Genomic DNA, 26,604 nt, shown 5'->3' with positions numbered 1-26,604 from the left:
TTGCTCATATCATTCGGGTGTGTTGTTGAGAGGCATAATGAATAATGATGCCGAATACTTTCAGCACCTCATCAATGGCCCGGGTCGAGGTATTGAAATAATCGTTTGTATCGAGTTGCAGCTTGCCTTCCTTTAGTACATGGTTTTCAACCATGCTGATAAGTTTGCTGATACTGTCTGAAATTGCGTTGGATGCCGTCTGTAATGACTGCCTCAGGTCATGGTTATCTATGGTATGGATCTGCTTGACCAGTTCGTTCGTTGTGCTTTGCACCGAAATGCGCAGGAAATCGAGAATGATACGGTCCGCCCCTTCGCAAACCCCACGGGCACAGATACCGGAACCGATAGCCCGCGTCTGGCCAACCGTTTCAGCCACGCGCAGTGTATCAAGGCAGATTTCTGAAACACGGGTACAGCGATCCAGCATCATCCGGTGCAGGTCATGATCCCGCATCACATCATCCAGCAGAGACAATTGACCATCGATCATCAGGCTATGCTGGCGTACCAGGTTGTGAGATTTGAGATCACCGGCCAGCGCATGTTTTTTCAGTCTGGGCCAATGTTCAGCAAAGGATGCCCACTGCGGGAAACGCGTCAATTGATGACTGTCACCACTGGCAATCAGTTGATCGATATCGCGCTGCAGACTCACCAGATTGGGTTTCAGCTTGTCATTACCCTGGCTGACCGCATTGCTGGTGCCGCGGTGTTTCTGACAGCTATCAATAATGCGTTTGAGGTGTACCGTCAGCAGGATACCCTGCTCCACCCGGCTTTGTTCTTCACGCCTTAGTATGGCAAGACGACTGACAATAAATAATAGGCACACAACGGTGAGGCCACCGATAAACATCGGATACATTTTTGCTCTCCAGTGAACAAACGTGCCCTGGCTGGCTGTTTAGCCCCAGGCCACCAGAACACCGGCCACGAGTCCCAACGGTGAAATCATGACCATGAATACTAATTTCACCAACTCTTTCAGCAGATACATCAAATCAATGAAATAGCCCATCGCTTTTCTCCCTGCGCGGTTGATTACAATGAATGATTTTGCATAAGCTGTGCCAACACTTTTTCTTTTAATTATCAGCATCTTATATTTTTCTGGCAGTCATCTCATGCGACATTATGGTGTTGCCGCGATATTTGCTGAACAAAACTGGTGCAGTGCAGGCCGGCTGTTTCAGGCCGACAGAGACAACAAAGCCGGGCATAACCCGGCTTTATTGTGGTGAAAACAGCAGACTTTAAAACTTAACCTGTCCCCACATCCAGAATTTCTCGGTATCGGTCAGACCAAATTCATCATCGGCGTTGTAGTCAGCATATTTGACCCCGACGGTGTAATGCTTTTTGAAAGTCTTGGCCAGCATGATGTCGAATTCTTCACCGGCATCCAGACTGTTTTCGTCGGTTTCAAAATCATGGTACTGGGCCACCAGCTTGGCCCCTAATACATTACCGACCAGGGTGACGTAGGTGTCTTCGAGGCCATCTGTCGGCGTATTCAGGAACTTATCTGCCCAGCCCTGATAAGCATGATTGGTACCCAGCGGGGTTCGGAAACTGAAGTTGCCGTCACCTTCCTGCACTTCATGAGACAGTTTTAATAACCAGCCTTTGTACTTACCGCCCACTTCGAGCAGGGTGTAATCCTGCTTATCCATTTCACCATCCGCATAGTCATCCTGGGTCGCATATTCAGCGGTGTAAACCAGTTTGAATGACTCGTTTAGAGGCTGAGCACCAGAGATGCGTGCACCATAGGTGGCGCGGGAATACGCACTGTCATCGACTGAATCTTCATAGTCCAGCAAATAGGCATAGCCCTCCAGGTTGCCGATAGGCAGGCCGGCATACTTCAAGTTGAACAGATGGCTGTCCATATGGATCTCACCATCATCCACCATCATCGCAGCCAGATTACCGTCATCACCGAAAATGGTTTGTACTTTATCAATATAGGCATAACTCAGCGAGGTATCGGGCAGCGATGTGTTTACAACGCTGAAGGCATCAAAAGTCTGCCAGTTCTGACGCCAGCCGACGGTACCAATAAAGCGGTGGAACGGTGCGTCACGATAAGTGATGATCTGACGGCCGAATTTAAACGTGGTATCGAAAGCGTCATAGGCTAGATAAGCCTGGTTGACTTCAGTCCCTTCCGGATCCGCCACAATCGGATAACTGGGCTCATCATTGGTGCCGGCGGCGTTGAATTTATCTGAGCCCAGATGTGACACATCTTCAAACTCGACAAAACCACTGAAACCATGGAAGGCACCGGTTTTATAACCGAGTGTGGTGCGCAGCGTATAAGCATCCGCTTTTTTATCTATGCCATCCTGATCGACATTTTCATAGCGTGCACGGGCAGAAAAACTGACCTTGCCGCCCGTCAAGGCTTCCATAAAGGCATCGTCGGCCGCAGCAGTCGGGGCAATGGCAAAACTACTCAGGCCTGTTGCGATAACGGTCAGAGCAGTGAGTTTCTTCATTCTTGGCATATTTTTTCCTCGCATAAAAAAGCCACAACGGGCTTACCCCGTTATGGCTTCGTTACCTTGATTAATAATTATTGTAAAAACTTAAAATTAGCTGCATCGTTGCAGAGTCACTAGTCTTAACGTTTGCAACCATGGTGCCAATTCGTTATATGATTGATTTTATTGGATTTTATAAGGTTTATTATAAAACCACCACATAAAATGCACCAATTGGATACTTATTTCATTCGATACTGCACTAGTACGAAACAAGACTGACTATGTGAAAGAAATAAAAAAGGCCGGGAGCTGTATGACTCTCCCGGCCTCTCGTTGTCAGGCTTGGCAATCTGGGTGGTGATTAATGGCCCAGCAGCTTTTTTAACTCCGGTACACAGGAGCCACAGTTTGTCCCGGCATTGAGCTTGCTGCCAATCTCCTCCACCGATTTGACATGGCCGGTGCCGATGGCTTCCTTGAGCGTGTTCTCACCAACGCCAAAACAGGAGCAGACAATCGCACCACAATCTTTTTGCCCCTTGCCGGGCTGTCCTACCAGCAGGCTGTATCGCTCTTCGTCACTGAGCGCGTCAGTGGCAAACAATTGCGATAACCATGAGCGCGCCGGTAATTCGTGGCTGGGCGCTATAAAGACAACGCCTTCAAGCCGGTTTCTGACAATAATCCCGGCCCGGTAGCGACCGGCTTTTTTATCAATAAAGTCCAGCCATTCGCCCTCTTTTCCCAAATGCTCCTGTGCCCAGGACACCGGATTGGTAATCTCTTTCTCACCGGCAATTTCATAGCGCCAGAACTGGGCACCTCTGACCTTGACCCAGTAATTGGCATCTTTCACTGAAATCGGATGGCGCGACAGGATAAAGCCATGCCAGGTCGGTTGATAAGGACGAATTTTGACTGGCGTATGTTTGGATTCAGGTTGACCTGATAGCGGGTCGTAAACCGCCGCCACCAAAGCATCGACCCGCGCCATTGAGGCAAACTGGTTACTCCAGTGAATCGGCACAAATACGCTGCCCGGCCGCTGCTCATCGGTCATCACCACACGCACAATCATCTTGCCCCACTGGCTGCTGACCATAGCCAGCGCCCCATCGGTCAGATCCCAGTTGGCGGCATCGACCGGGTGGATCTGCACCATCGGTTCCGGAATATGAGCATTGAGTCTTACCGCTCGACCGGTACGGGTCATGGTATGCCACTGATCGCGGATACGGCCGGTGTTGAGCACCAGCGGGTATTCATCCGAGGTCAGGTTTTGCGGTAATCGCGGTTCTATCGGCACCATGCGTGCTTTACCGCTGGGGGTAAAGAACTTTTTATCGCTGAATAATCTAGCCGTACCAGCCGGGGCCTGCTCCGTCACCGGCCACTGAATCGGTGCCAGTTTTTCATAGGCTTCGTCAGTAATATCGGCCAGTGCGCTCAAATCAAAATCGCGGCTGCCGTCATTTTCAAATGCCGACAGGCGGGCATGTTCACGGAAGACATCGACCGGTTTTTCAAACGGGAAGGCTTTTTCAAAGCCCATCTTACGAGCCACCTGGGTGATGATCCACCAGTCGGGTTTAGCCTCACCGGGTAATGGCAAAAAGGCGCGCTGATGGCTGATCCGGCGTTCAGAGTTGGTGACGGTACCGTCTTTTTCACCCCAGGCGGCCGCCGGCAACAAAATATCGGCGAGTTCTGTGGAGTCGGTATTGCTCTCGCATTCCGACACGACCACCAGTTCGCAGTTTTCCAGCGCCGCTTTGACAGCATCGGCTTCAGGCAGACTGACCACCGGGTTGGTGGCCATGATCCAGACAGCCTTGATTTTGCCCGCCGCCACATCCTTGAACATATCAATGGCCTTGGCACCATTTTCAGTTGCCAGACGATCGGTATCCCAAAAGCGCGAGACCCGGTCATGATGTTCGGGGTTGGTGATCTCCATATGGGCCGCCAGTTGATTACTCAGACCGCCGACTTCGCGTCCCCCCATCGCATTGGGCTGGCCGGTAATCGAAAACGGCCCCATCGCAGGATTACCCACGCGGCCAGTCGCCAGGTGGCAATTGATAATGCTGTTGTTTTTATCGGTGCCCGAAGTCGACTGGTTCAGCCCCTGAGAATACAGCGTGATGGTCTTCTCGGTAGAGGCAAATAACTGGTAGAACTTAACAATGTCATCTTCCGGCAGCTCGGTCACAGCGGATACCTGCGGAATATTACCGGCCGTCTCCTTGGCCGCTTTTAAGGCAGCAGAAAAGCCTTCGGTATGCTGTTCGAGGAAGTCCATATCGAGGTAATCTTCCTGTTTAAGGAAGTTCAGCAGACCGTTAAACAGGGTGCCATCGGAGCCAGGGCGTAATGGCAGGTGCAGATCGGCAATATCACTGGTTGACGTCTTGCGGGGATCGATCACCACGACTTTCATATCCGGCCGGTCCTGCTTGGCCTGGTTGATGCGCTGATAAATCACCGGGTGACACCAGGCGAGGTTGGAACCGACCATCACGATCAAGTCGGCCTGTTCCAGATCTTCATAGCTGCAGGGCACCGAGTCGCTACCGAAAGCCCGTTTGTAACCGACCACGGCAGAAGACATACAAAGCCGCGAGTTGGTGTCGATATTAGCACTGCCGATAAAGCCTTTCATCAGCTTGTTGGCGGTGTAGTAATCCTCAGTCAGGATCTGACCCGAAACGTAAAAGCCCACTGCGTCGGGGCCGTATTTGTCGATGATGTCACGGAAGCGGCGGCTGACATTATTCAGCGCCGAGTCCCAGGACACGCGTTTGCCGTCGACTTTGGGATAGAGCAACCTGTTGCTGAGATCGACCGTTTCCCCCAGCGCCGACCCTTTGGAACAGAGGCGTCCCAGGTTAGCTGGATGGTTTTGATCCCCCTCAATCGAGACCGTACCGTCGGCCTGCGGTGTGGCCAGCACACCGCAACCGACACCACAGTAGGGGCAGGTAGTCTGAATAGTTTGTTCTTTACCCAAAACAGATGACTCTTTTAAAGCGAAATAAAGATCACGCCGTCTTCGACTTTAGTCTCAAAAGTACGTGTGCAGCCTTCGTCCGGTCCGGTGGCTTCGCCACTTTCCATATCGATGACCCAGTTATGCAGTGGACAGGCTACCCGTTTATCATAAACGATACCCTGGGATAGCGGTCCGGCTTTGTGCGGACACTGGTCATACAACGCAAAGACTTCATCGCCTGCGGTTCTGAAAACGGCGACGTTGCCGTCAGGGGTCTCGAGAACGCGAGACCCTTTGTTGGGAATATCGGCCAGTGGGCCAACTTCGGTCCAGCTCATGCTTACCTCTAGCTTACTTGTTTAATCGGAATGTAGTTTTCTTTGTGCTTGGCAGCATGTTCTGCCCACGGATCATCCTGCGCGTTTTCCTGTGACTCATAGAAACGCTCGGCCAGCGCCTTGCGGTTGGCTTCGTCATCCACCACCAGCGATTGCACATGCTTGAGCCCCACGCGTTCGATCCATGGCGCGGTCCGCTCCAGGTAATGCCCTTCCTCACGATAGAGTTGCATATAGGCTGCAATGTACTCCATGGCTTCTTCTTCGGTATCCACTTTGCAGAGGAAATCAGTGGCGCGAACTTTGATACCGCCATTACCGCCCACATGCAGTTCATAGCCGGAATCCACACAAACAACGCCGATATCCTTGATGGTGGCCTCAGCACAGTTACGTGGACAGCCTGATACCGCAATCTTGAATTTATGCGGTGTCCAGCTACCCCAGGTCATTTTCTCAACCTTGATACCTAGACCGGTCGAATCTTGGGTACCGAAGCGGCACCATTCACTACCGACGCAAGTTTTGACGGTACGCAAAGACTTACCGTAAGCATGACCGGAAACAAAACCGGCGCTGCTTAAATCAGCCCACATTTTGGGCAGATCGTCTTTTTTCACACCCAGCAAGTCGATACGCTGACCACCGGTAATTTTCACGGTCGGTACTTCATATTTGTCGGAAATATCAGCAATCGCCCTCAGCTCTCTCGGGTTAGTCACCCCGCCCCAGATCCGCGGCACAACAGAGTAAGTTCCGTCTTTTTGAATATTGGCATGCACCCGCTCATTGATAAAGCGTGACTGCGGGTCATCATTGTATTCATTAGGCCAGCTACTGAGCATGTAGTAGTTGAGCGCCGGACGGCAGACATGACAGCCATCTTCATTTTGCCATTCCAGTGCATCCATCAGCTGGGGAATGGTTTTCAGTTCCTGCTGTTTAATCGCGGTTTTCACCTCGTCATGCGACATGTCGGTACAACCACACAGCGCCTTCTTGCTCGGTGTGTCGTTAAAGTCGCTGCCCAGCTCTGAGGCCAGGATCTGTTCAACCAGGCCCGCACAGGAACCACAAGAAGCTGATGCCTTGGTGTGTGCCTTCACCTCGTCCAGGGTAAAGAGACTGTGTTCGGCAATGGCAGAAGTGATATCGCCCTTACAAACACCGTTACAACCACAGATTTCTGCATCATCCGGCAGGTTATCGGTGGAGTTGGCAGCGCCATGACCTGAGTCACCGATATGATGCTGACCAAACAGCATGTTCTCACGGATATCGGAGACATCCGTCTCGTCTTTCATCAACTGGAAATACCAGGTGCCATCAACGGTATCGCCGTAGAGCACCACACCGATCAGCTTGTCATTCTTGATCACCAGCTTCTTGTAGACGCGGCGCGCAGCATCTTTAAACACCAGGTCTTCACTGTCTTCATCACCGTTGAAATCCCCGGCCGAGAACAGATCAATGCCAGTCACTTTGAGCTTGGTAGAGGTGACGGTGCTGATATAGCGAGCGATACCCATTTTCGCCAGGTGGTTGGCACAGACCTTGGCCTGCTCGAACAAAGGGGCCACCAGGCCGAAAGTCTGGTTACGATGCTGCACACACTCACCCACCGAATAAATGGTCGGGTCAAAGGTCTGCATGGTGTCATCCACCACAATACCTCGCTCAGCGTGAATACCGGCAGACTCAGCCAGCTCAGTGTTGGGGCGGATACCTACGGCCATCACGACCAGATCGGTATCCAGCTCGGTGCCGTCCTTAAAGTGAATTTTTTTCACCCAGTCGTCGCCGCTGATGGATTCAGTGGCGTGATTCATCAGGAACTTCATGCCCTTAGCCTGCAGTTCCTCCAACATCAGATCAGAAGCCGATTCGTCCAGTTGCTGATTCATCAGAATGCCGCTGATATGCACGACAGTGACATCCATACCCTGCAGCATCAGGCCGTTAGCGGCTTCCAGGCCCAGCAGACCGCCACCAATAACCACGGCTCTCTTACGGCTCTTGGAGGTTTCGAGCATGGTATCCACGTCTTTGATATCGCGGAAACTGATCACACCGGGCAGGTCAGCACCGGGCAACGGCAGGATAAACGGACGTGAGCCGGTCGCCAGCAACAGACGGTCGTATTCTTCGACCGTGCCATCATCGGCGATGACCCGGCGGTTCACACGATCAATCTCGGTGACTTTTTTACCCGCATGCAAAGTAATGTTGTTATCTTCATACCACTGCAGATCATTAATCATGATCTCATCAATGGTTTTTTCACCCGCCAGCACGGGGGATAACATGATGCGGTTGTAGTTGCCGTACGGCTCTTCACCAAAAACAGTAATGTCGTATTTTTCAGGCGCCAGCTTGAGTAATTCCTCCAGCGTGCGTACTCCTGCCATACCATTACCAATCAGGACTAATTTTTCTCTCATGGATCTCTCCGGTCATAACTATTTTCACACTATCGCAATGACCGTGCCATTTCTTAAGGCATTGATATAGTTGAAAATACGTTTTCTGGAGAGCTCTTAATTGGTGCAGAGAATACTTATTTACGCACCAAAATAAGTCATGCTTGCACCATCTGGAATCGTTTCTGGCTATTTTGATTAAAATGCCATCACATCCCTGTGACAGCGTGGTATAGAAATGCGAGTTTTCAGCTTTACGGTTTCATATTCCAGACGTGGGATTGCAGTGCCCACTCTCCTTCAGCGTTCTTCTCCAGCACGGTGATCAGAACGCCGCCGAATGAGGTCGGTTGTTGCTCGGCATCGACACCTTCGGCCTGCCAGTAGCCAATCTGCGTGATTTGCTCATCACTGGCCATCACATCAACAGTTTCAATCTGGTGGTTATGCACCCCATTATTGATAAAACCGCTGAACAAGGTCTTGATTTCATCGTGACCTTCCAGCACGGCACCATTACCCGGAGAAACGGTGGCCGTCTTATCATAGAGCGAAACCAACTGTTCCACATTGCCCTGATTCAGTGCCTGGTTCCATTGCTGATTGGCTTTGCTGACAATCGACTGTGGTGTGTCTGCCATTGCAGCACCGCTCAGGCTCAGAGCGGCTAGGGTCATGATCACTTTTTTCATGGGTTTTCTCCTGTTATTGATTAGGAAGCTAATTAAAAAATTAAAGTTGTTGTTTTTTCAAATCCAACGCTTAGTGTGGCTGTTTTGTATGTTAATGCTGAGACTGAATCCCCAAGTCCTCTCAGTCGAACACCGCTGACTGCTGTCTCAACTTGGATAAAATGCTCATCAGCATGTCGCCCTCTTGTTTGCTCAGTGCAGACATTAACTGGTTCAGTCGCCGGTAATAATCTGGCATAACGTCATCCAGCTTTTTCTGACCAGCCCGGGTCAAACGAACCAGTGTCTGGCGACGATCCTTATTGGAGGTGCTTCGGCTGACCAGTTTATCGCGCTGCAGACTGTCTATCAGGCCTGTCATCGTGGCACGACTGACTCCGGCTTTCTCAGCCAGTTTCGAGGGGCTGGCACAGTGATCATCCTCACGCATCAGCAAAATCAGCACCCACCAGCGGCCCTGTAACAAATCATGTGAGGCCAGATAGCGGTCCAGGCCATTCGACAGATCGGTCGCCACATGCAGAAAAGTCAGAAACTGCAGGATCTGGTCGATATCTGCATCAGGATAACGATCGGCAAACTTTTTGAGTATATGGGCGTCCGGCAGTTCTCTGAGTTCAAGCATTAATGCATTATAGTTAGCTGCCTAACTATTTGCAAACCCATGAATAGAAGAAATTAATTTTCAATTAAGCCAGGCTTCAGTCTGATTTAAGACTCACTGACTACTATAACAACCGTTCAACACAAAAAAGGAGATGAACAATGAAAACATTCACCGCAATGACAATGACCGGTTTAGTCACACTGATAGCCTTGAACAGCCCACTGCATGCCGATGATGATGTACGTGAAATGAAAAGAATATCTGAAGGGCTGGGCTTAATCAGTCTGGAACAAGCCAAAACGGCAGCGCTTGAAGCCAAGCCCGGCGTGATTGAAGACGCTGATCTGGAAGATCGCGATATGAGTAAAGGCTGGGACTACGAGTTTGAAATCGTAGATGCCGATGGCAATGAATGGGAAGTCTATGTTGACGCCAAAACCGGCGAAGTTCGTAAGGTCGAAAAAGACTGGTTCTAAACCTAGGTCAGAGACTCGGCCTGCAGGTGCACCGTCACCTGCAGGCCTCCCATCACAGAATCACGCTCAAATTCCAGCTTGCCACTATAACTTTCAACGATATCCCAGACAATCGCCAAACCCAGGCCACTGCCCGGTAGCGACTCATCAGCACGAAAGCCCCGCTGGCTAAGCGAGGATAAATCCTGCACGTCACAGCCAGGCCCGTCATCTGCTACCACCAGTTTTAATCCCTGTTCCTGACTGATGGAGAGCTTAATCTGGCTCTGACACCATTTGGCTGCGTTATCGAGCAAATTGCCCAGCAGTTCCAGCAAATCTTCACGATCACCATTAAAGCGGGCGTCTTGACTGATTTGCCAATCTACCTGCATGGATTTATCCCGGTAAATCAATTTAATGGTGTCCACCAGTTGCTCCACCAGCGCTGGCAAATCCACGCCTTTGCCAGGCAAAGTCAGGCCAGCGACTCTGGCCCGTTTCAGTTCCCGGTCAATAATATGGCGGATATCAGCAGCAGGTTGTTGAATTTGGTCACGAACTGCCGGCCTCTCTTGCAGCGCATCACTCTCTGCCACCTGGTTCAGTAAACTTAACTGGGTTTTAAGACGGTGCGCCAGATTGCCCAGCGCCTGTCTTGAGCGACGGGTTTTAGCCACCATGCTGGTCATGAGACGGTTGAGCTCTGACAAAAGTGGTTGGATTTCAGCCGGACCCTGTTCACTGATCTCGCTTATTTCGCCCCGGCTCAGTCGAATGAGCTGCTTCCTTGTCTGTTTCAACGGGTCCAAAGCACGGTTGATAATGACTGCCTGCAGTAATATGAGCAGCAGCAGTCCGACTGCTGAGATCAGCTTAAACATCCACTGCAACTGTTGTTTCTCTCTCTGCATAGGCCGGATATCTTCGGCTACAGTGACGGTCAGTCGTCTGCCCTGCTTTTGGTATCCCGCTGAGACTGCCAGTAAAGACTGTTCCTGTGGGCCTGGCAGATAATCCGTTTTTCGCTGACCGCTGACAACAGCTTCAGTTGCCAGTTCTGAATCCCATAGCGAGCGCGAATAAATCTGCTGATCGTTTTGTTTGACTGTGTAGTAGAGGCCAGAAAAAACGCGCTGATAACTGCTACCGAGGCCGCTGGGGTCAACGGTCATCATCCCCTGCGGATCAAACTGAATATTTGCCAGCACGCTCTCCGTCTCTTCCTGCAAACGCGTGATCAGCTGTTTTTCAATCAGCCTGTCAATGGTCAGCGTCAGCCACAGCCACTGTCCCAGCAGCAACAGCGCCAATACCAGTGTCAGGCCGATTAAAAGGCGGCTGCGGATGGAACGCATCAATCGCGTTGACCGAAAATATAACCCTGACCGCGACGGGTTTCGATAAGATCCTGACCCAGCTTCTGACGCAGGCGATTGATATACACCTCAATCACATTACTGTCTTTATCACTGTCGAGTTGATAAACATGCTCTGTCAGAGTGGTTTTGGAGAGCAATTTACCGGGATTAAGCATGAAAAACCGCAGCAGTCTGAACTCCGTGCCGGTCAGGCTGAGTTTAGTGCCGCTCTCAAGCCGGACACTTTGATCGCTCTCATCCAGCATCAGCCCGGCGTAACTCAGATCACCGGGATTGAGGCCGGCGCAGCGACGCAACACGGCATTAATGCGAACCAGTAACTCTTCGGTTTGAAACGGTTTGGCCAGGTAATCATCAGCGCCAGCCTTGAAGCCTTCGACTTTATCCTGCCAGCCATCACGGGCAGTCAGAATAATCACCGGGGTGCGGTTATCACGCTGACGCCAATGCGTCAGCACTTCCAGGCCGGAACGGCCGGGCAGGCCCAAATCCAGCACAATCAGATCATAGGGCTCAATATCGCCCATCGCCTCTGCATCATTGCCTTCTATGGAAAGGTCAGTGGCATAACCCGCTCTGTTGAGGGCTGATTGCAGTCTGGGGCCTAGTCCGGGATCATCTTCGACCAGTAAAAGGCGCATGTTCAGTCCTCGTTTTCGAGTTCAATCAACTCGCCACTGGCAGCATCCAGCTCCAGCTCCCAGACCTGGCCCTGTTTATCAAGGATTTCCAATTCATAGCGATATTCGCCGTCATCTTCATCCAGTTCGGTTTCCAGGATCTGTCCGGCCTTGACCGCCATAGCTTTATCAATGATTTGTTCCAAGGGCAGGATATTGCCCTGCTGTTGTAACAGCCTGGCGCGCTTTGAATCGTCATCAGCAAACAGGCGCTCTGTGGGTATCAATGCCAGTAACAGCAAGGTTGTGACAAGAGGTATAACAGCCTGTTTTTTCATCTTTATTCCAGCAACTTGATTAGTAATAATTGCCAGTATAAATCAACAGGCTTAAGCGAAAATGAAAAAACAGGCCGCTGAGGACCATGCGCTCAACGCTGCCATGCGTGATACTTAAAGCCCTAACGGACAGTAAAAATTCTCACAACTTCACCATTTTTAATGATGACGTGGGCATCTTTCTGATCAGAGGCTTTGTACATCCATTTTTCGAACAGGTCATCACCCTCAGCATCGCCCAGCGCCTGACGCTGATGTTTGCTGATGTAGGACGGTTCCCAGTTCTTACCACAGGTGGATTTGATCTGGGCAGGGCTCATACCCAGCTTGATGGCCTGTTCACCGCAGGCCAGGCTGGGTAAATCAATACTGCCGGCCAGCAGACTACCGTGCCAGCCGGTCAGAGCCACTGCCATCATCAACGTTTGTGGTCGCATCACTCTCTCCTGTCAGCTTGTTACTGAATGCGACAATAGCATGATTCTCTATTCAATACCTGAAATGCCCAGCAATTTTGAGTCCTAGCCTGCGACATGCAGGAAGTGCATGTGTTTTTCATACTGAATCAATACATCATCGATGATTTGTTCTTGATTGTAGCCAAACAGATCGTAGTACTGACTGCCTTCAGCCAAGTAAACTTCGGCGCGATAATAACGCTTGCTGTCATCTTTTACCGGTTCATACGAAGGGAAGGCAAAATTCGGTATCAGATGCCCCACCGCATGAATGCCGTAAACAAAGTCATCTTCTTCATCGTATTGCACTTTGAATTCGACGTAGTCCGCTTCTTGTACAACGCTTACTTCCATCCCGGTATGGCGGATTTCATCAGCAACCTGCTGCATTGACGGTTTTACTACTTGGTCCAGGAAGTTCAGCATTTCTGCCTTGTTGGGATGACTGCTCAGATTTCTGAGGCGCTGTTTCCAGTTGACCCGTCGACCGGAGCTGACCGGCGTCTGCGGCACGCCCAGCAGTTGGCGTTTCAAGCCTTCCATGCGCAGACCTTTAAGCAATCCATAGCAGATCACCAGCATGACCACAGTGAACGGCAAAGCACCGGCAATGGCCGCAGTTTGCAAGGCACTCAGGCCGCCGGCCAGTAACAACACGGCCGCCACCAGCCCCTCGGACATGGCCCAGAAAATACGCTGCCACACCGGCGTATCGTCATGACCGCCAGAGGTAATGGTGTCGATAACCAGAGAGCCTGAATCCGATGAGGTGACAAAGAAAGTGATCACCAGAATCGTCGCGACACCGGATGAGATCATGCTCAGCGGCAGTTGATCGAACATAGTGAAAATCGCAATCGGCACATTTTCTGATACCGCACCGGATATCACACCCGCCAGTTCGCCCATTTCCATGCTCAGAGCGGTGCCGCCGAAGAAGGTCATCCAGATGAAAGTGAAACCGACCGGCACGAACAAGACGCCCAGCACAAACTCACGAATGGTACGACCCCGTGAAACCCGGGCGATGAACATACCGACAAAGGGTGACCAGGCTATCCACCAGCCCCAGTAGAATAATGTCCAGCTCCCTATCCAGTCATTGGGTTCATAGGCGAACATGTTGAAAGTCATATTCACCACTTCACTCAGGTATAAGCCGGTATTCTGCACCAGCGACTGCATCAGGAATAAAGTCGGCCCCAGCAGCATGACAAATACCACCAGCACAACAGCCAATACCAGGTTGAGTTCTGATAAACGCTTAATGCCGGCATCCAGACCGGCCACTACCGAAGCCGTTGCTAGCAACGTGATGCCGCCAATCAAAGCGATTTGCACATAAACCGATTCAGGCAGGTCGAACAGAAAGTTCAGTCCCGCGTTGATTTGCAGCACACCAAAGCCCAAAGACGTTGCAATACCGAACATCGTGCCCAGTACCGCGAAGATATCCACTGCATGACCAATCGGGCCGTAAATACGTTCACCAATCAAGGGATACAGTGCGGAACGAATGGTCAGCGGTAGGTTATGGCGAAAACCGAAATAGGCCAGTGACAAACCGACCACAGCATAGATCGCCCAGGCATGGACACCCCAGTGGAAAAAGGTAATCGACATCGCCTCGCGCGCTGCCGCTGTTGTACCGCCCTCACCTACCGGCGGCGAGGTGAAATGCATGATAGGTTCAGCCACGCCGAAAAACAGCAGACCGATACCCATGCCCGCGCTGAACAGCATGGCAAACCAGGATGTATAACCATAGTCAGGCTCAGAGTGATCCGGCCCCAGCTTGATAGCACCGAAAGAGCTGATAGCCAGACTCAGACTGAAAATCAGAAAAACCCCGACTGATAACAGGTAAAACCAGCCAAAAGTATCAACTATCCACCCCTGGACACTGTTAAATACGCTGGCGGCGGTCTCTGAAAATGCTGCCCCGAAAATGACAAAGGCCAGTATCAGAATCGCTGAACCGATAAACACCGGTGGGTTTATCAGGATTTTTCTGGCCGGCATATTATTGTCTTGAGTCTGTTCAGTCATTGCAACGGTCTCCGCTTGTTTTGCTGCGCTTTATTATTAGAAGTAATAGCCGAAATTGATATTAAATCGGGTCTGCCAGTCATCATCCTGATTCGCCCCAAGGCGGTCACCAAACGCTGTCTCGCCACCAATAAACTCGTTACCGTTGGAGGCAGCCAAATCCACATAACTAAACCAGTTACCCTTACCCCAGGAGAAGCCGATGCTAGCCAGCTCACTGTCATTGAACGCATCTTCGGTTTTGACCACTACACTGTATTCAACGAAGGGAATCACATAGTCAAGCCAGTCGATACCCGTGGTTTCATGGTAGTAACTCAGGGACACGGCCGGTATCCAGGCCTCCGCAGCCGCCGTGCTGGGGAAGTCATAGGCACCCATCTGTACCAGTTTATCGGTGCCGAGTGACTGAGCTGAGTCAACATCGAAGTGGTAGTAGGTTAGTTGCGTGGCCAGAGTAAAGTTATTCCACTTATTAACCATGTGCGCCGATGCCGCGTAGCGGTCACCATCATCCTGCGCACCCTGACTGTCAAGCTCACCGTACTGCAGAGACATACCCAGATCGGTGGTGATGTCATTATGGGTGATTCTGTAGATACCACGGACGTTGAACTGGTTACGTTCTTCATAACCATCACCTGACTCGTCGACGATATCATAGGAATAACGGGCGCTGTCATTGGAGCTACCGCGGTATGTGCCTTCATCAGCCAGGTAGTAGGCAATGTCCCATGTCCAGTTGCCGGTTTCATGATGATATTTGGCACCCAGATCCATATCATCAGATAGGCCCAGGTAATAATGCTGATCAAAGAACCAGCTCTGCGCGACACCATAAGGCCCCGGACCGAAAGGCACCCGGTTCACACCCAGCTGAAGCTGACGTTTATCATCAAACTGGTAACCCAGCCAGCCGGTATGCAGAAAGTTATAGCCGTTATACCAGCGATATTCGACTTTGCCGATATAAGGCCCGTTGGCATAATCAAGGTTGATGCGGAAGGTATCCAGCGCGAAATTACCGCCGTCTTCAACCGCCCTGGAAGCCCCATCGGTTTCAGGATAATCGCCGATCGCATAGTTAGCCCGCATCGCACCGCCGACTCGCAATGAGCCAAAACGAATTTCAGCATCATCGGCCTTGGCTTCAGCCAGCTCCTGATCCTTGGTTTCAGCTTTCTTTTCGGCCTCTGCCAGCGCCTGACGGGTTTGATTGAGCTCGCTTTCCAATTGTTTGATACGACTCTGCAGTTTTTCAACATCCTGCTTGTTTTCCGCTGCCATCACATTACCTGCACCTAACAAAAGGCCACAGAACAGCAAAAAACAGGGATAGTGAGCGAGTCTTAACATCAGATCTTGATCCTTGTTGATAAGGCGATGTCGACCATCACCATAAGTCAGGCTACGCCGGATGAAACCGCCGCAGATACGCATATTACCTTTTTGAGGCTATCAGACATACCCTCTCAATCCAAATCAGGCAGCCGCAATTGCGCCGTGATCGGCAGGTGATCGGAGGCCTTTTTTGCCAGGGTTGAATCGTGCGCCCGGACTTTGTGCAGAGACGACCGGGGCTGAACCCAGATGCGATCCAGTTTCAGTACAGGCCAGCCTGAGGGAAAACTTCGGCAGGCGGGTGTCGCAGTGAAGAAATGCTTGAGCCAGCGCAAGGGTCTGCCCCATAAAAACCATTCATTCAGATCGCCGAGCAACACAGTGATATCGGCTTCTTGCTGCTCAAACTCTCTCAGGATCCGGCGAACCTGATATCGGCGCTCCACCGGCTTCAGTCCCAGGTGAGTGGCGTAAATGAGTAAATCATGTGCGGCATGCCGAAAGTGAACCTGCAAGGCGCCGCGAGGTTCATAAGGGCTCAGGCTCAAATCAATCATGCGATGGGATGTGATAGGCAAGCGCGACAAAATGGCATTGCCATAATGCCGGGTCTGGCGGAGCATGGTGGGCCCTGCCAGGCCAGTCATTTGAGTCTGTTGAGCCAGAAAATCCAGCAAGTCGAGGTCATTGACCCGATGATGCTCGACTTCCTGAAGGGCGACCACATCGGCATCCAACTCCTCGATCACCCTGGCAATGCGGAAGGGATCAAAGTGGCCATCAGTGCCAATGCAGGCATGAATGTTGTAGCTGGCCAGCTTAAGTTGCATAGATAGTGCTATTTTTCCTCTTCCCGCTGCTTGCGGTTGAGAAGCTTTTTCAGCCCCAGCATGGCGCTGATAACCGCCAAGGCTATCACGGCGAACCAGCCAACCTGCTCAAGCTCGGGGTCTTGTACCGTTTTCAGCAGGGAATCGGCAAACACCGTGATCCCCAAAATCCCCGGCAGCATGCCGGCCACCGTGCCCAGGACAAAATCACGCATTTTTATATGTGAGGCACCGGCCACCAGGTTAATCACCGTAAAAGGTGCGACCGGAATTATTCTTACAGTCACCACTGCCAGCATACCGTGATGAGCCAACCGTCGACTCAGGCGGTTGAGATTAGAGCCGGCCAGTTTCTTGACGCTGCCACGTCCCAGATGATGCCCCACACCATAGCCCATCATCGCACTCAACAATGAGCCGACTATTGAATAAATGCTCCCCCACAGCGGGCCAAAGGTTAGCGCCGTGGTCGCAATTAATAGTGTCACCGGGAAAGCCAGCAGGCCGGCAATGCTGAAAAAGCCAATGACAAGTAGTGGTGTGAGCGGGTGCGCCTTAATCACTTCTGCAGTCTGGCTGAGTGTTTCGGGATTGAGGTAATCACTCAGCGGTGTCCAGCGCCAGATAGCGGTCAAGGCCAGTAGAACCAGTAAAACTGCGGCGATTTTGAACCATTGACGAAACGCGGATTTCGGCTGTTCAATCGGCAGAAACAGTCGAGTCATCTGCTCAGGTTCCAGCGGCCGCTCAGGGTCAACCATCGCTGATGAGGGCAGCATCTGCTCTGCCAGTTCCGGCACCTTGCAGTCGAGCTGCTTCAGGGTGCGGGGCTGATCCTGCCGGCTGTCAATCAGATGGATCAGAGAGCCGGCCTGGGACAATGCCTGTCGCAGGCTCTCCTTATCCAGATCCAGATGCTCACACAGCAGGCGCTCACGAAAAGCACTGACCTGACTCTGCTGCTCCGCTGTGTGGGCTTCAATGACCATGTCACATTCGCTGTCAAACCCCATGGAGCGGTTGCTCAGATTGGCCGAGCCCACGCGCAGCAGTTTATCGTCCACCACCATGATTTTACCGTGCAGGCTGATATGGCTCTCACCCAGCGCTTCATGATGCGGATAGCAAATCCGCAGGCGGTTGTGCTCATCTGCTTGCTGCAGACGGCACACGACCCGGTGACGCAATACATCCATGGTGACCTGTTCCAGCCAGCCACCGGTCATCAATGGTAATGCCAGCACCACATCCGGGCCTTCTGGCTGACGCAGGCTTTCCGCCAGCAGATCCGCGACTTTCCAGGAAGTGAAATACTGATTTTCGAGATAAATCAGGTTTTTGGCGGCACGTATGCTGTCGATATAAAGCTGCTCGACTTCGCGCACTTCAGTAAAGTTGCCGTATTGCGGCATGGTTCTGGCAATACCGACATCAATGTCTTCGAACCAGGGGCTGATATCCTCAGGCCAGGCTGAATCAGGCCTTTGCGGGGGTGGATTCAGTGTTTCGCCACAAGCCCGCTGCCAGCGTTCTCGAGCCAGATCGCCCAATGCCCGGGCTGCTTCACCTGACACCAGCATCTGTACATCATGAAAAGGTGGATAAGGCTGTTTGTCCGGATCGATACGGCGTTTATCATCCGGCGCATGATCGGAAGCATCCCAGCGATGCTTGCCCAGATCAAAGCCTCCGGAAAAAGCGATATCATCGTCAATGACCACCACTTTCTGATGCTGGGATGAACCCAGCGGGCAGCTTCCGTCAAGCTTGAAATGCAAACGCGACTGCGACTTCCATGGCGTGCGGTACATGGGCAGCCATTCCCTTTCCAGGGTATACACCATGGCCCAGTCCCAGTTGAGGATGTAGACATTAAGCTCAGGATTGCGCTTGAGCACCTCACTGATAAAGGCTGCCAGTTCTTCGGGCCAGTCTGAAGGGTTATCCTCATTGCGAATCAAACGCATGCGGCTGTCGATATCCCAGGCCAGGATATAAACGCTGTGGCGGGCGTTTTGCAGTGCCCGGTGAAATGCGCCGAAATAGGCCTCACCGTCAATTAGTAAGGCCGCTTTGTCGGCATGTACGGTTTGCCAGCAGTTGTGTTGCGGTTTCAGTATTGCGGTATTGCTCACGCCGACATCCGTACAGAGTAATTATCGGCAAGCTTGTGTGCGGGGTGTTTTTTCAAAATATGCTCGGTTCCGGCCGGTTAATGTTCCCCGCAAAATACACCAATCAGCCCAATAACTAAAGTTAGCGCTAATGAAGTTTCAGCGTAATGAAAAGCGTCTGATCATGTTGTTGAGTTCATTGGATTCGTTCGCCAGAGACTCGGTATTTCTATTGACCTCGTTGATATTCGTCACTACGTTTTCTGCATCACTGCTGATTCTGACGATATTACGGTTGATATCTTCACTTACCGAACTCTGTTCTTCTACCGCTGTGGCAATCATTGTGCTCAGCTCATTCAACTTGTCGATTTTATCGGCAATGTCACTGACCGAGTTGATTGAGTCTTCCACCTCCGACTTACTGACAGAGGCATTTTGCTGACTATGCTTCACCTGACTGACGGCATTGGCGACGCTCTGGTTCAACTCTTCGATTAATGTCGAAATCTCCTGCGTCGATTGCTGCGTTCGGCCCGCGAGTTTTCTTACCTCATCAGCGACCACCGCAAAACCGCGCCCCGCATCCCCCGCTCTGGCCGCTTCAATTGCTGCGTTAAGTGCCAGCAAGTTGGTCTGTTCGGTGATTTCGGAGATGACATTGACGATCGGGTTGATTTCACTCGCACTTTTTTCCAGATCGCTGACCACATTGACGATTGTTTCAAAGGAGGTTTCCAGTGAGCCCAGTGAACCAATGGCTGATGTCGCTTTAGCGGCGCTGCTTTGTGTCATGCTGTCCACAGAAGTGGCATGCGAGGCGGCTTCGGCCGCATTTTTTGCTACTTCCTGGATAGACGCTGACATTTCGGTCATCGCTGTGGCGACCTGATCCGACTGAACAGCCTGGGAATCAACGGAAGATTTGATACTTTGCTGCGACTCGAAGGTTTTTCTCGCATCCCGGTCGATTTTTTCGGCCGTGTCGGCCAGTCTCACCAGCACAGTCCGCAGTCTGGCATTCATCAGGCGGTTGGCATAAGCAATCTGCGACACTTCATCGTCGCTGCCCATGTAAATACTGGCCATCAACGGGTTATCCACCTGTTTTTTTGCCTCTCTAAGGGCTTTATTTAAAGAGGCGAAGACCCAGCCCTTTTGCAGCCAGTGACTGGCACCCCCAGTCAACAGCCCCAACAATAGCGCCAGAAGCATCCCGGTTCCGTACTCATAGGCAGCAATAAAAACCAGCAGTGATAAGAATGAAGACAGACCGCTCTCGATGAACGATTTGGCTTTGATGCTCAGATTGTTAAAGCTAGTTTTATGGCTGCGTTTACCCTGATTGAGGCGCTGGTATATATCGCTGGCACGCTTCACCTCATCCGCTGACGGTTTAGTACGCACTGATTCATAGCCGATGATTTGCTCACCATCAAAGATTGGGGTCACGTAGGCATCGACCCAGTAGTAATCACCCTGTTTGGTGCGGTTTTTTACAATGCCCATCCAGTGATTTTTGCTTTTGACCGTTTTCCATAAATCCTCAAAAGCAGCAGGCGGCATATCCGGGTGACGAATGACATTGTGGTTGACGTTGATCAACTCATCTTGAGGGAAACCACTGACCTCCTCGAAAGCCTGATTGAAACCATTAATGATGCCTTTCAGGTTGGTGGTAGAGATCAGAGGTTTATCAAAAGTAATTTCCGTATCGGTAACGGGCAGGTTCTTTTTCATAGCGCCTCACCTGTTTGCAGTTCATCCAATGATGTCGGTATAAAAACCGGCTGCTTTAGTGCAAAACCATCATACAACAGCAGTGCATTAACTGTTCAAGGCAACTTTTTTGCTCAAGCAGTGAAAAACAAACGGCAGCTCGCCATGGTGTGACTGATGAAAGCACGGAGAAAACGACTGAAGAACGTTCAGGGTCCGGGTGACACAGCGAAGGCAGAGCACTGTGCCTGATACAAAAACAAATGAGATGGTGGGGTCTCAATCAAATTATTGTCGGAAGTGCGCATAAACAGTGAATATCAAAAATTAGATATGTAAACTTACCACCAAAGTTACCACCATTATGATCACGCTGGTTAGTTGCCTAGGTGAACTATGGTGAGCTTAGTACAACCCCCTCCAGTCAGTTGACACCAATTTTCTCACTGAGCAGCAATGTTACGCGGTGGCCCCCCTCCAGGGAGGACCCATTAAATAAGTCGTCTGTGGGCCATTAGTCCAGTATCAAAGAGCTTTCTCTTGATAGGTTATGTGGGGATGGTTTTTACAGGAAAAATCGAGCAGGTTATTAACCTATTCCCAAGTAGCTATGACCGCTCAGGAAAGCAACTAAAGCTCTTAGCACCGCCCCCAGGGCATAAGTGTACTGCTGGTTAGCATGAATAAAGCCATGGCCTCAGACACAGTTACAGCTTCAGTATACTGAATAGGGATTAACGCCAACCTATCAGCAAATAAATGTCATGGCAAAAGGGAGTCATTGCTGCTTTTCCACCAGCTCAACCAACCAGGTATTAGAAGCTCTCCGGGCCTCTCCCTGTTTCCTGTTCTGATCTTGTTCCCGCTGGAGAGTTTCCTCGAAGATTTGCGCATACCTCATCATTGCCGGTTCACGCTTTGCCAAAGGTAAGCAGGTCAGTTTATCCACCAGCCAGCGCCGGTCCCCTTCATGGTGCAAGTAACTCATTACCATTGAAAATGTATTGCTATGCGTTCTCTTGGTCCGTCGCTTTTGCCAGGGTGACTTCTCAACCTCAGCCCTGATCACCTCTTCAGGCTGCTGGTGGCCTATCGGCTTATCTTTAAATACCGTTCCCAAGCCCTTGTTAAATTCTGCCAGGTCATCATCTAAGCTCATGTTCATATCTCAACCAGTAAAACCGCGACAGCGCGACACTCAAAATCAGCTATTTTCTATTCTGGTTTCAGGTGCCTACCCCGTCGCGGTGTCGCGATTGTCAGTCACTTTGGAATAAGTCAGGGTGAACGCTATAAACAGGTGCTCCCTTATTGGTCTGCCCTGTCTGCTTGAGCCATTGATAGGGAGGCTCTGTTAACACTCCCAACACATCCACCAGCTCTGATTTACTTAGTTTTGGCCGTGGCGCACTGCGCCCTATCTCGCGGGCTGTTATTTCCTTATGCCCCTTTCTCTTCAACCAGTCCAGCACACGGCGAGCGTGTCTTAAGTGCTCCCCATCCTCAGCCCCACGCTGGGACCGGATAGCCTCCCGCATAAAGAAATTACCCAGGGTTTCTGCTCTGTTCCATGTCTCAATGCTTATTTGGCTGCTGGGCTGGCTGATCAATTCTGGCTGGCTTGCCAGATGAAGCACTAAGGCCAGTTTGCATATCTGTGAGGCTGACTTTGATGCTATGTCCCTAACGTCGGCCAGCTCCCCATCATCACCCATTGCCCGTTCTATACGGTTCGCCAGCTCAAGACGTGCCAGCTTTGCCGCCTCACTTAATGTCGCCTCATGTCTGGTTATATCTCCCTGCTCATCAAGTGGCTGAGCAGCATCAATAAAGCTTGTCACCTGATCATGGAAAGGTTTCAACCTATCCCGATCAAGCCCGGCCTCATCCAATGTCTCTATCCTCTCTCCCACCAGCGATGGCAACCAAACAGGCCATAGCCGGGCTATCAGGCCGGAAGCTCTCAAGTCCTTATGATTGGCAAGCGCCAGATATTTATCTGGCTGGATCATAACGGTGACATTTAAACAGGGCTTATACATCACCAGCTCCTCTCCACCGTCGCCACTGCCTACCCGGTCCCGTGTCACTTTGTCACCAGAAAAACCGGACAGGTAAAGATTGTCACCAGTACCCTCACCATTGCGGCCACTTCCCATGAGCGATTCCATAAACTTCCTGCTCTCTGCTGACATCATCGCGTAGGCTTCACCCCTCGCGTGCATTTTCTGGAAGAGCTTCTCTTCAGTGGTGTCCGTCGTAAACAATGAGGGCTTAATCGGGATCGGCTTTTTTTGCTGCTCCAGTTCAGCTATCTGGTCTGCTATCTGCTCCAGGTTTGCTCCCTCTTTTGTTGCGGCGCTTTTGGCTGACTTGATTAGATTGTCTTTCAGGTCATTGTGATGCCTAGCCGCTACTAACTCCTGTTTGTGATCACGCTCCCTGAGTCGCTCCCAATCATCCAATGGCTTAACCATATAACTGAATACCGGGCTTTTCCTCTCACCTGTTCCCGCCACCAGCACATAGAAAAAAGTCGGGTTATGTTCCAGTCCGGGCCTCTCTTCAATCACTGCCTTTTTACCGATAGCTACCGCCAATGTACCCAAACCAGATATAGCCGGGGCCATTAACGGTACTTTGCTAAAGCGTGCTACCTCTTCAGCCGCTTGGAGTAATGCTGGTGGTAATGTCTCGTAAGGGAAGCCGTCAGAGTCCCCAGAGGCCGTAATATCAGGCAAAGGCTTAGGCGTGGGCCAGATATGCTCCACACTCCCTGTATTGAATGATTTAGCCTCATTCACTGCCTGTTTAATTTTATCTGTCATGCTATTTTTTCCTCACCGTTGAACACGTCCAACCAATCTGCCCCGACGTGATCAGGAATGATGATCTTTACCTGTATATGCCTATCTTGTTTTATCAGCCTGTTGGTTAACTCATAGGCTGCTTTTTGGCCTGCCCCGTTTGCGTCGTTATCAGCGCCGACAATGACCCGCTCCACATTCTCTGGTATTGCTACCGCCTCTAGGCCACCAGCACTGACACAGGCCCAGCAGGGTTTCCCTAGTGCCAAGTGCAACGCCAGGGCAGTCTCTACCCCCTCAGCCACTATCAGCTCTTTGGCTGGTGGATAAAGACGAATAGCGCCCCCTCTTGAGCTGCCGGGGGTAGCCGGTGACATGAGCTTTTTAACAGTGGGAACATCAGCCTTTTTCCCTGACTGATCCAGATACGTTCTATGGAGTGTGACCTCAGCACCATCAGCCCCTCTAACAACAGCCACCAGCGCCGGATAGTGCCCGTAGCTTTTACCATCGTGCCAATATTCAAGCTGAGGGTGATAAAACAGATCAGCAGGAAGCTGATCCAGGCAATCGGAAAGCCCGCGATTGATGAGGTATTGTCTGGCCGGTTCTGCCTGTTTGTCAGATAAAGGCAACAATGAACGCCAGGCAGACTTCAGCGCGTCACGTTTACGCTTTGCCGCTTTTTCCTGTCTGGCTGCGTAATCACTCGGGCTTTGTTTTGGTGGTAGGTTTACCCTCTTTCCCGCTTCGGTAATACCCAGGTGATTTGCCACCGCCTGAAGCGTATCTGGCAAGGTCCAGCCATTAACCCAAGACAATAATGCGAACCCATCAGGGTAAGACCCGCAACTATTACAGATCCCCCCTCCTGTTTCGTCAGCGTTTTTGTATAGCCTGAACCCATCCCGTCCGCCATGAACGGGGCATGGAACGTGCCTAGGGCATCTCTCTACAGCTTCAGCCAATGCCGGTGCGAGATGAGTCAATATGGAAAGCCAGCGCCCCTGCATGTAAGGTCTAATCTGATCAAAAGTTCGCGCCATGCTGCCCCCCTTCTTCAGAGAAGAGATCACCTTGTTCTGCTCGGTTTGCTATTGGCTTGTGTTCAGCTAAATAATACTCAGCAACCCGATGAGGCCTCCCTGATGCATCTTTTTCCGTTTTCAAAACAGTCTCAATGATGTAGCCGGAGCTTCTCAATTCCATAACCCGTGCACCTGGATGCATCACACCCATCTCTTCACGAGCGTATAGAGTTGTAAGCCGTTTGCCCTGCTCCAGATACTCTAAAATTTTTACACGATGTTTAAGTGCCTCATCCATGAGTCACTCCACCCTTACCAAGGACTCATCAAGGCTGTAATAAACACATGGAACCAAATTCCCGTGCTGATCTTCATCAGTGCCAGCAGTGGCATTGATGGGAACCCTGTACTTTTTCCCTTGTAGTGACTTTACCGTTGAAGCCAAGTCAGCCAGACCGACCGCTTGTGTGAGAAAAACATCTGAGACTTGATGGTATTGCGTCAGATAGAAAAGCAGCCAAGACCTAGCCATATCACCACGCCAATATATGGACTTATCGACTCTCAATAACCGCTGATCAATGAGGGAGACAGAATCAGCTATCAGACCTTTTAAATTTTTTATGCATGGCTTCCAGTTACTGACTGGCGTGATTACTTTGGTAACACTCACGGGCCTTGCACGTTGCCTGCTCGATTTTGGTACAGGTATATGCAACTGATAAGCCATTACAGCACCTCACCACCACGAGCAGCGGCTATACGCTCATCAATCCAGCTCTGGACCTCTTCGGCAACCCATGCTGATGAACGTCCCCCTGGACTTAATTTAATGGGTGATGGGAATTTTTTTGCAGCGGCTAGCCTGTAGACACTAGCACTAGATAGGCCTGTTAACTTAATAACCTCAGGCAGTTTAATTAATTGTGACATTGCTTATTACCTCCGTAACTCTTACTTTTTCAGTCACGGTGATAATATTGATCAAGAGAGAGGGCCTTCTCTAGTGTCTATTTACGTTAAGGTTAACCTTAACGTAGAGGTTAACCAGCCTCTATTTTTTACGACCAGATACCAAGTCTGATCGTCCACGTGCGTCACACTCCTCTTTTACGGCATCCATCACGAATTTTCGGCCATGTTTCCCCTGGATGCCCGTTTTTATTATTTCATCGCTCATCTGAGCATGATTTAGGCGTCCACCTCTTTGTATCATTTCACCGGCCGCTCTGCGTATGTCATCTCTAATGGTTTTATTTTTTCTCTTCTTGCGTGCTGCTAACTCCTGCCCCGGATTCTTGCTCTCCCCCCTTTCCGTCTCGCCCCATTTTTTTACAAGCGTTTTCTCATCCGGTGGTATAACGTAGCCACCTCGAGCAGTTACGCTATATGATTTATATTGCTTCTTCTCCATGCGCCGTTCCTCGCATCGTCCAAAAGAAAACCAAGCCAGGCTGATGAACGTGCCAGCTTTTCGGGAGCTACCCTAGGCTTGGTAAATCATCTATTTACTCAAAATTAATAAAGGTCACATCCCCTGATCTTCTGTTGTAGTTGTGTACTGTGTTCCATCTCAGAGAATCTACAGAGCGGTTGATGGTAAGAAACCGGCCCTGCATTTGTGAAGTAATACCAAGAAAGCGAATTGTGTCCCTGTCGGCTTCACCGTGTGTACTTGCAAGCCAAGAAATGTGTCCAACTGCCTCACCCCACATTTCAAGCTCCGTGAGCGCATTTTCTGCTAGTTTAAACAGCCTGTTCCTGGTCTCTATATCGCGTCCAGCAACACGGGCAGGTGAAACAATTTCCGCTAGCTCATCAATGAGCGCTGCTATTGGGTTTTCAATTTCATAACCTGAAAGTTTAAGATTACTGTCAGTCATTGCGATAACTCCTGTGTAGTTATGGTGGTGATTAGT

Annotated in this window: 26 protein-coding genes and 1 pseudogene; 1 reads left to right on the top strand and 26 read right to left on the bottom strand. The window is 50.8% G+C overall.

Going from position 1 to position 26,604, the window contains the following annotated elements:
- Positions 1-4 precede the first annotated feature (4 nt).
- The 8 genes from Q0X64_RS12415 to Q0X64_RS12380 form a co-directional block, all read right to left on the bottom strand.
- On the bottom strand, positions 5-868 hold the full coding sequence (locus tag Q0X64_RS12415) for a hypothetical protein (protein WP_297813590.1): 864 nt from the start codon (positions 866-868) through the stop codon (positions 5-7).
- 39 nt (positions 869-907) lie between these two features.
- Positions 908-1,102 (bottom strand): hypothetical protein, encoded by a 195-nt coding sequence (locus Q0X64_RS12410; RefSeq protein ID WP_297813587.1) that lies wholly within the window; start codon positions 1,100-1,102, stop codon positions 908-910.
- Between the two features lie 154 nt (positions 1,103-1,256).
- Positions 1,257-2,516: a hypothetical protein gene (locus Q0X64_RS12405; protein WP_297813584.1), complete on the bottom strand. Its 1,260-nt coding sequence runs from the start codon at positions 2,514-2,516 to the stop codon at positions 1,257-1,259.
- A gap of 340 nt (positions 2,517-2,856) precedes the next feature.
- Positions 2,857-5,505 (bottom strand): nitrate reductase, encoded by a 2,649-nt coding sequence (locus tag Q0X64_RS12400; RefSeq protein ID WP_297813581.1) that lies wholly within the window; start codon positions 5,503-5,505, stop codon positions 2,857-2,859.
- Positions 5,506-5,519: 14 nt separating this feature from the next.
- A complete protein-coding gene (gene nirD, locus Q0X64_RS12395) occupies positions 5,520-5,825 on the bottom strand; it encodes a nitrite reductase small subunit NirD (RefSeq protein WP_297813577.1) in 306 nt (101 codons plus the stop codon).
- An 8-nt stretch (positions 5,826-5,833) separates the two neighbouring features.
- Positions 5,834-8,266 (bottom strand): nitrite reductase large subunit NirB, encoded by a 2,433-nt coding sequence (nirB, locus tag Q0X64_RS12390; RefSeq protein WP_297813574.1) that lies wholly within the window; start codon positions 8,264-8,266, stop codon positions 5,834-5,836.
- 233 nt (positions 8,267-8,499) lie between these two features.
- Positions 8,500-8,937, bottom strand: a complete 438-nt coding sequence (locus Q0X64_RS12385) for a DUF4440 domain-containing protein (protein WP_297813571.1) — start codon at positions 8,935-8,937, stop codon at positions 8,500-8,502.
- Positions 8,938-9,058: 121 nt separating this feature from the next.
- Complete coding sequence (locus Q0X64_RS12380) at positions 9,059-9,562, bottom strand: MarR family transcriptional regulator (RefSeq protein ID WP_297813569.1); 504 nt, start codon at positions 9,560-9,562, stop codon at positions 9,059-9,061.
- Positions 9,563-9,702: 140 nt separating this feature from the next.
- Between Q0X64_RS12380 and Q0X64_RS12375 the strand changes: the two genes are divergently transcribed.
- Positions 9,703-10,020 carry a PepSY domain-containing protein gene (locus Q0X64_RS12375; RefSeq protein ID WP_297813566.1) on the top strand — a complete coding sequence of 106 codons (318 nt, stop codon included), beginning with the start codon at positions 9,703-9,705 and terminating at the stop codon, positions 10,018-10,020.
- A 2-nt stretch (positions 10,021-10,022) separates the two neighbouring features.
- Here the strand turns inward: Q0X64_RS12375 and Q0X64_RS12370 are convergent, their stop codons facing one another.
- The 18 genes and pseudogenes from Q0X64_RS12370 to Q0X64_RS12290 all read right to left on the bottom strand — a co-directional run bounded on the left by Q0X64_RS12370 (position 10,023) and on the right by Q0X64_RS12290 (position 26,568).
- The gene (locus Q0X64_RS12370) at positions 10,023-11,357 is read right to left on the bottom strand and encodes a sensor histidine kinase (RefSeq protein ID WP_297813563.1); all 1,335 of its coding nucleotides are present in this window, start codon (positions 11,355-11,357) and stop codon (positions 10,023-10,025) included.
- The gene (locus Q0X64_RS12365) at positions 11,357-12,022 is read right to left on the bottom strand and encodes a response regulator transcription factor (RefSeq protein ID WP_297813560.1); all 666 of its coding nucleotides are present in this window, start codon (positions 12,020-12,022) and stop codon (positions 11,357-11,359) included. Before Q0X64_RS12365 ends, Q0X64_RS12370 begins: the two co-directional genes overlap by 1 nt.
- 2 nt (positions 12,023-12,024) lie before the next feature.
- A complete protein-coding gene (locus tag Q0X64_RS12360) occupies positions 12,025-12,339 on the bottom strand; it encodes a PepSY domain-containing protein (RefSeq protein ID WP_297813557.1) in 315 nt (104 codons plus the stop codon).
- Positions 12,340-12,461: 122 nt separating this feature from the next.
- Positions 12,462-12,776: a DUF2845 domain-containing protein gene (locus Q0X64_RS12355; RefSeq protein ID WP_297813554.1), complete on the bottom strand. Its 315-nt coding sequence runs from the start codon at positions 12,774-12,776 to the stop codon at positions 12,462-12,464.
- Between the two features lie 84 nt (positions 12,777-12,860).
- Positions 12,861-14,846 (bottom strand): choline BCCT transporter BetT, encoded by a 1,986-nt coding sequence (betT, locus tag Q0X64_RS12350; protein WP_297813552.1) that lies wholly within the window; start codon positions 14,844-14,846, stop codon positions 12,861-12,863.
- A 36-nt stretch (positions 14,847-14,882) separates the two neighbouring features.
- Positions 14,883-16,202: a hypothetical protein gene (locus Q0X64_RS12345; protein WP_297813549.1), complete on the bottom strand. Its 1,320-nt coding sequence runs from the start codon at positions 16,200-16,202 to the stop codon at positions 14,883-14,885.
- A 116-nt stretch (positions 16,203-16,318) separates the two neighbouring features.
- Positions 16,319-17,017, bottom strand: a complete 699-nt coding sequence (locus Q0X64_RS12340) for an endonuclease/exonuclease/phosphatase family protein (RefSeq protein WP_297813546.1) — start codon at positions 17,015-17,017, stop codon at positions 16,319-16,321.
- Positions 17,018-17,025: 8 nt separating this feature from the next.
- Entirely contained in the window at positions 17,026-19,152 is a 2,127-nt protein-coding gene (locus tag Q0X64_RS12335; protein WP_297813543.1) for a VTT domain-containing protein, read from the bottom strand.
- 138 nt (positions 19,153-19,290) lie between these two features.
- Positions 19,291-20,871: a PAS domain-containing methyl-accepting chemotaxis protein gene (locus Q0X64_RS12330; RefSeq protein WP_297813540.1), complete on the bottom strand. Its 1,581-nt coding sequence runs from the start codon at positions 20,869-20,871 to the stop codon at positions 19,291-19,293.
- 757 nt (positions 20,872-21,628) lie between these two features.
- Positions 21,629-22,015, bottom strand: a complete 387-nt coding sequence (locus Q0X64_RS12325; RefSeq protein ID WP_297813538.1) for a hypothetical protein — start codon at positions 22,013-22,015, stop codon at positions 21,629-21,631.
- 94 nt (positions 22,016-22,109) lie between these two features.
- Entirely contained in the window at positions 22,110-23,678 is a 1,569-nt protein-coding gene (locus tag Q0X64_RS12320; RefSeq protein ID WP_297813536.1) for a YfjI family protein, read from the bottom strand.
- On the bottom strand, positions 23,675-24,478 hold the full coding sequence (locus Q0X64_RS12315; protein ID WP_297813533.1) for a toprim domain-containing protein: 804 nt from the start codon (positions 24,476-24,478) through the stop codon (positions 23,675-23,677). The genes Q0X64_RS12320 and Q0X64_RS12315 overlap by 4 nt, the downstream gene beginning before the upstream one ends.
- 21 nt (positions 24,479-24,499) lie before the next feature.
- Positions 24,500-24,670 (bottom strand): annotated as a pseudogene (locus Q0X64_RS13355) (primase-helicase zinc-binding domain-containing protein); the annotation flags it as partial.
- Between the two features lie 16 nt (positions 24,671-24,686).
- Positions 24,687-24,983, bottom strand: coding sequence for a helix-turn-helix domain-containing protein (locus Q0X64_RS12310; protein WP_297813530.1), 297 nt, complete (start codon positions 24,981-24,983; stop codon positions 24,687-24,689).
- Between the two features lie 3 nt (positions 24,984-24,986).
- Positions 24,987-25,415: a hypothetical protein gene (locus tag Q0X64_RS12305; protein ID WP_297813528.1), complete on the bottom strand. Its 429-nt coding sequence runs from the start codon at positions 25,413-25,415 to the stop codon at positions 24,987-24,989.
- Positions 25,415-25,618 (bottom strand): AlpA family transcriptional regulator, encoded by a 204-nt coding sequence (locus Q0X64_RS12300; protein WP_297813525.1) that lies wholly within the window; start codon positions 25,616-25,618, stop codon positions 25,415-25,417. Before Q0X64_RS12300 ends, Q0X64_RS12305 begins: the two co-directional genes overlap by 1 nt.
- Before the next feature lie 121 nt (positions 25,619-25,739).
- Positions 25,740-26,099, bottom strand: a complete 360-nt coding sequence (locus tag Q0X64_RS12295; protein ID WP_297813522.1) for a hypothetical protein — start codon at positions 26,097-26,099, stop codon at positions 25,740-25,742.
- Positions 26,100-26,193: 94 nt separating this feature from the next.
- On the bottom strand, positions 26,194-26,568 hold the full coding sequence (locus Q0X64_RS12290) for a hypothetical protein (RefSeq protein ID WP_297813519.1): 375 nt from the start codon (positions 26,566-26,568) through the stop codon (positions 26,194-26,196).
- Positions 26,569-26,604: the final 36 nt, after the last annotated feature.

The sequence above is a fragment of the uncultured Methylophaga sp. genome, from assembly GCF_947259025.1.
Taxonomy (GTDB): domain Bacteria; phylum Pseudomonadota; class Gammaproteobacteria; order Nitrosococcales; family Methylophagaceae; genus Methylophaga.
The sequence above is the reverse complement of the archived record's forward strand: the minus strand, read 5'-3'. Positions and strand labels throughout refer to the sequence as shown.

Excerpts from the sequence above, each read along its gene's own strand:
- Q0X64_RS12410 (WP_297813587.1), bottom strand. The coding sequence starts at position 1,102 with ATGCTGATAATTAAAAGAAAAAGTGTTGGCACAGCTTATGCAAAATCA.
- nirB (WP_297813574.1), bottom strand. The coding sequence starts at position 8,266 with ATGAGAGAAAAATTAGTCCTGATTGGTAATGGTATGGCAGGAGTACGC.
- Q0X64_RS12325 (WP_297813538.1), bottom strand. The coding sequence starts at position 22,015 with ATGAACATGAGCTTAGATGATGACCTGGCAGAATTTAACAAGGGCTTG.
- Q0X64_RS12345 (WP_297813549.1), bottom strand. The coding sequence starts at position 16,202 with ATGTTAAGACTCGCTCACTATCCCTGTTTTTTGCTGTTCTGTGGCCTT.
- Q0X64_RS12330 (WP_297813540.1), bottom strand. The coding sequence starts at position 20,871 with ATGAAAAAGAACCTGCCCGTTACCGATACGGAAATTACTTTTGATAAA.
- Q0X64_RS12355 (WP_297813554.1), bottom strand. The coding sequence starts at position 12,776 with ATGCGACCACAAACGTTGATGATGGCAGTGGCTCTGACCGGCTGGCAC.
- Q0X64_RS12320 (WP_297813536.1), bottom strand. The coding sequence starts at position 23,678 with ATGACAGATAAAATTAAACAGGCAGTGAATGAGGCTAAATCATTCAAT.
- Q0X64_RS12310 (WP_297813530.1), bottom strand. The coding sequence starts at position 24,983 with ATGGATGAGGCACTTAAACATCGTGTAAAAATTTTAGAGTATCTGGAG.
- Q0X64_RS12295 (WP_297813522.1), bottom strand. The coding sequence starts at position 26,099 with ATGGAGAAGAAGCAATATAAATCATATAGCGTAACTGCTCGAGGTGGC.
- Q0X64_RS12380 (WP_297813569.1), bottom strand. The coding sequence starts at position 9,562 with ATGCTTGAACTCAGAGAACTGCCGGACGCCCATATACTCAAAAAGTTT.
- Q0X64_RS12365 (WP_297813560.1), bottom strand. The coding sequence starts at position 12,022 with ATGCGCCTTTTACTGGTCGAAGATGATCCCGGACTAGGCCCCAGACTG.
- Q0X64_RS12405 (WP_297813584.1), bottom strand. The coding sequence starts at position 2,516 with ATGCCAAGAATGAAGAAACTCACTGCTCTGACCGTTATCGCAACAGGC.
- betT (WP_297813552.1), bottom strand. The coding sequence starts at position 14,846 with ATGACTGAACAGACTCAAGACAATAATATGCCGGCCAGAAAAATCCTG.
- Q0X64_RS12305 (WP_297813528.1), bottom strand. The coding sequence starts at position 25,415 with ATGGCTTATCAGTTGCATATACCTGTACCAAAATCGAGCAGGCAACGT.
- Q0X64_RS12300 (WP_297813525.1), bottom strand. The coding sequence starts at position 25,618 with ATGTCACAATTAATTAAACTGCCTGAGGTTATTAAGTTAACAGGCCTA.
- Q0X64_RS12340 (WP_297813546.1), bottom strand. The coding sequence starts at position 17,017 with ATGCAACTTAAGCTGGCCAGCTACAACATTCATGCCTGCATTGGCACT.
- Q0X64_RS12415 (WP_297813590.1), bottom strand. The coding sequence starts at position 868 with ATGTATCCGATGTTTATCGGTGGCCTCACCGTTGTGTGCCTATTATTT.
- Q0X64_RS12385 (WP_297813571.1), bottom strand. The coding sequence starts at position 8,937 with ATGAAAAAAGTGATCATGACCCTAGCCGCTCTGAGCCTGAGCGGTGCT.
- nirD (WP_297813577.1), bottom strand. The coding sequence starts at position 5,825 with ATGAGCTGGACCGAAGTTGGCCCACTGGCCGATATTCCCAACAAAGGG.
- Q0X64_RS12360 (WP_297813557.1), bottom strand. The coding sequence starts at position 12,339 with ATGAAAAAACAGGCTGTTATACCTCTTGTCACAACCTTGCTGTTACTG.
- Q0X64_RS12375 (WP_297813566.1), top strand. The coding sequence starts at position 9,703 with ATGAAAACATTCACCGCAATGACAATGACCGGTTTAGTCACACTGATA.
- Q0X64_RS12370 (WP_297813563.1), bottom strand. The coding sequence starts at position 11,357 with ATGCGTTCCATCCGCAGCCGCCTTTTAATCGGCCTGACACTGGTATTG.
- Q0X64_RS12290 (WP_297813519.1), bottom strand. The coding sequence starts at position 26,568 with ATGACTGACAGTAATCTTAAACTTTCAGGTTATGAAATTGAAAACCCA.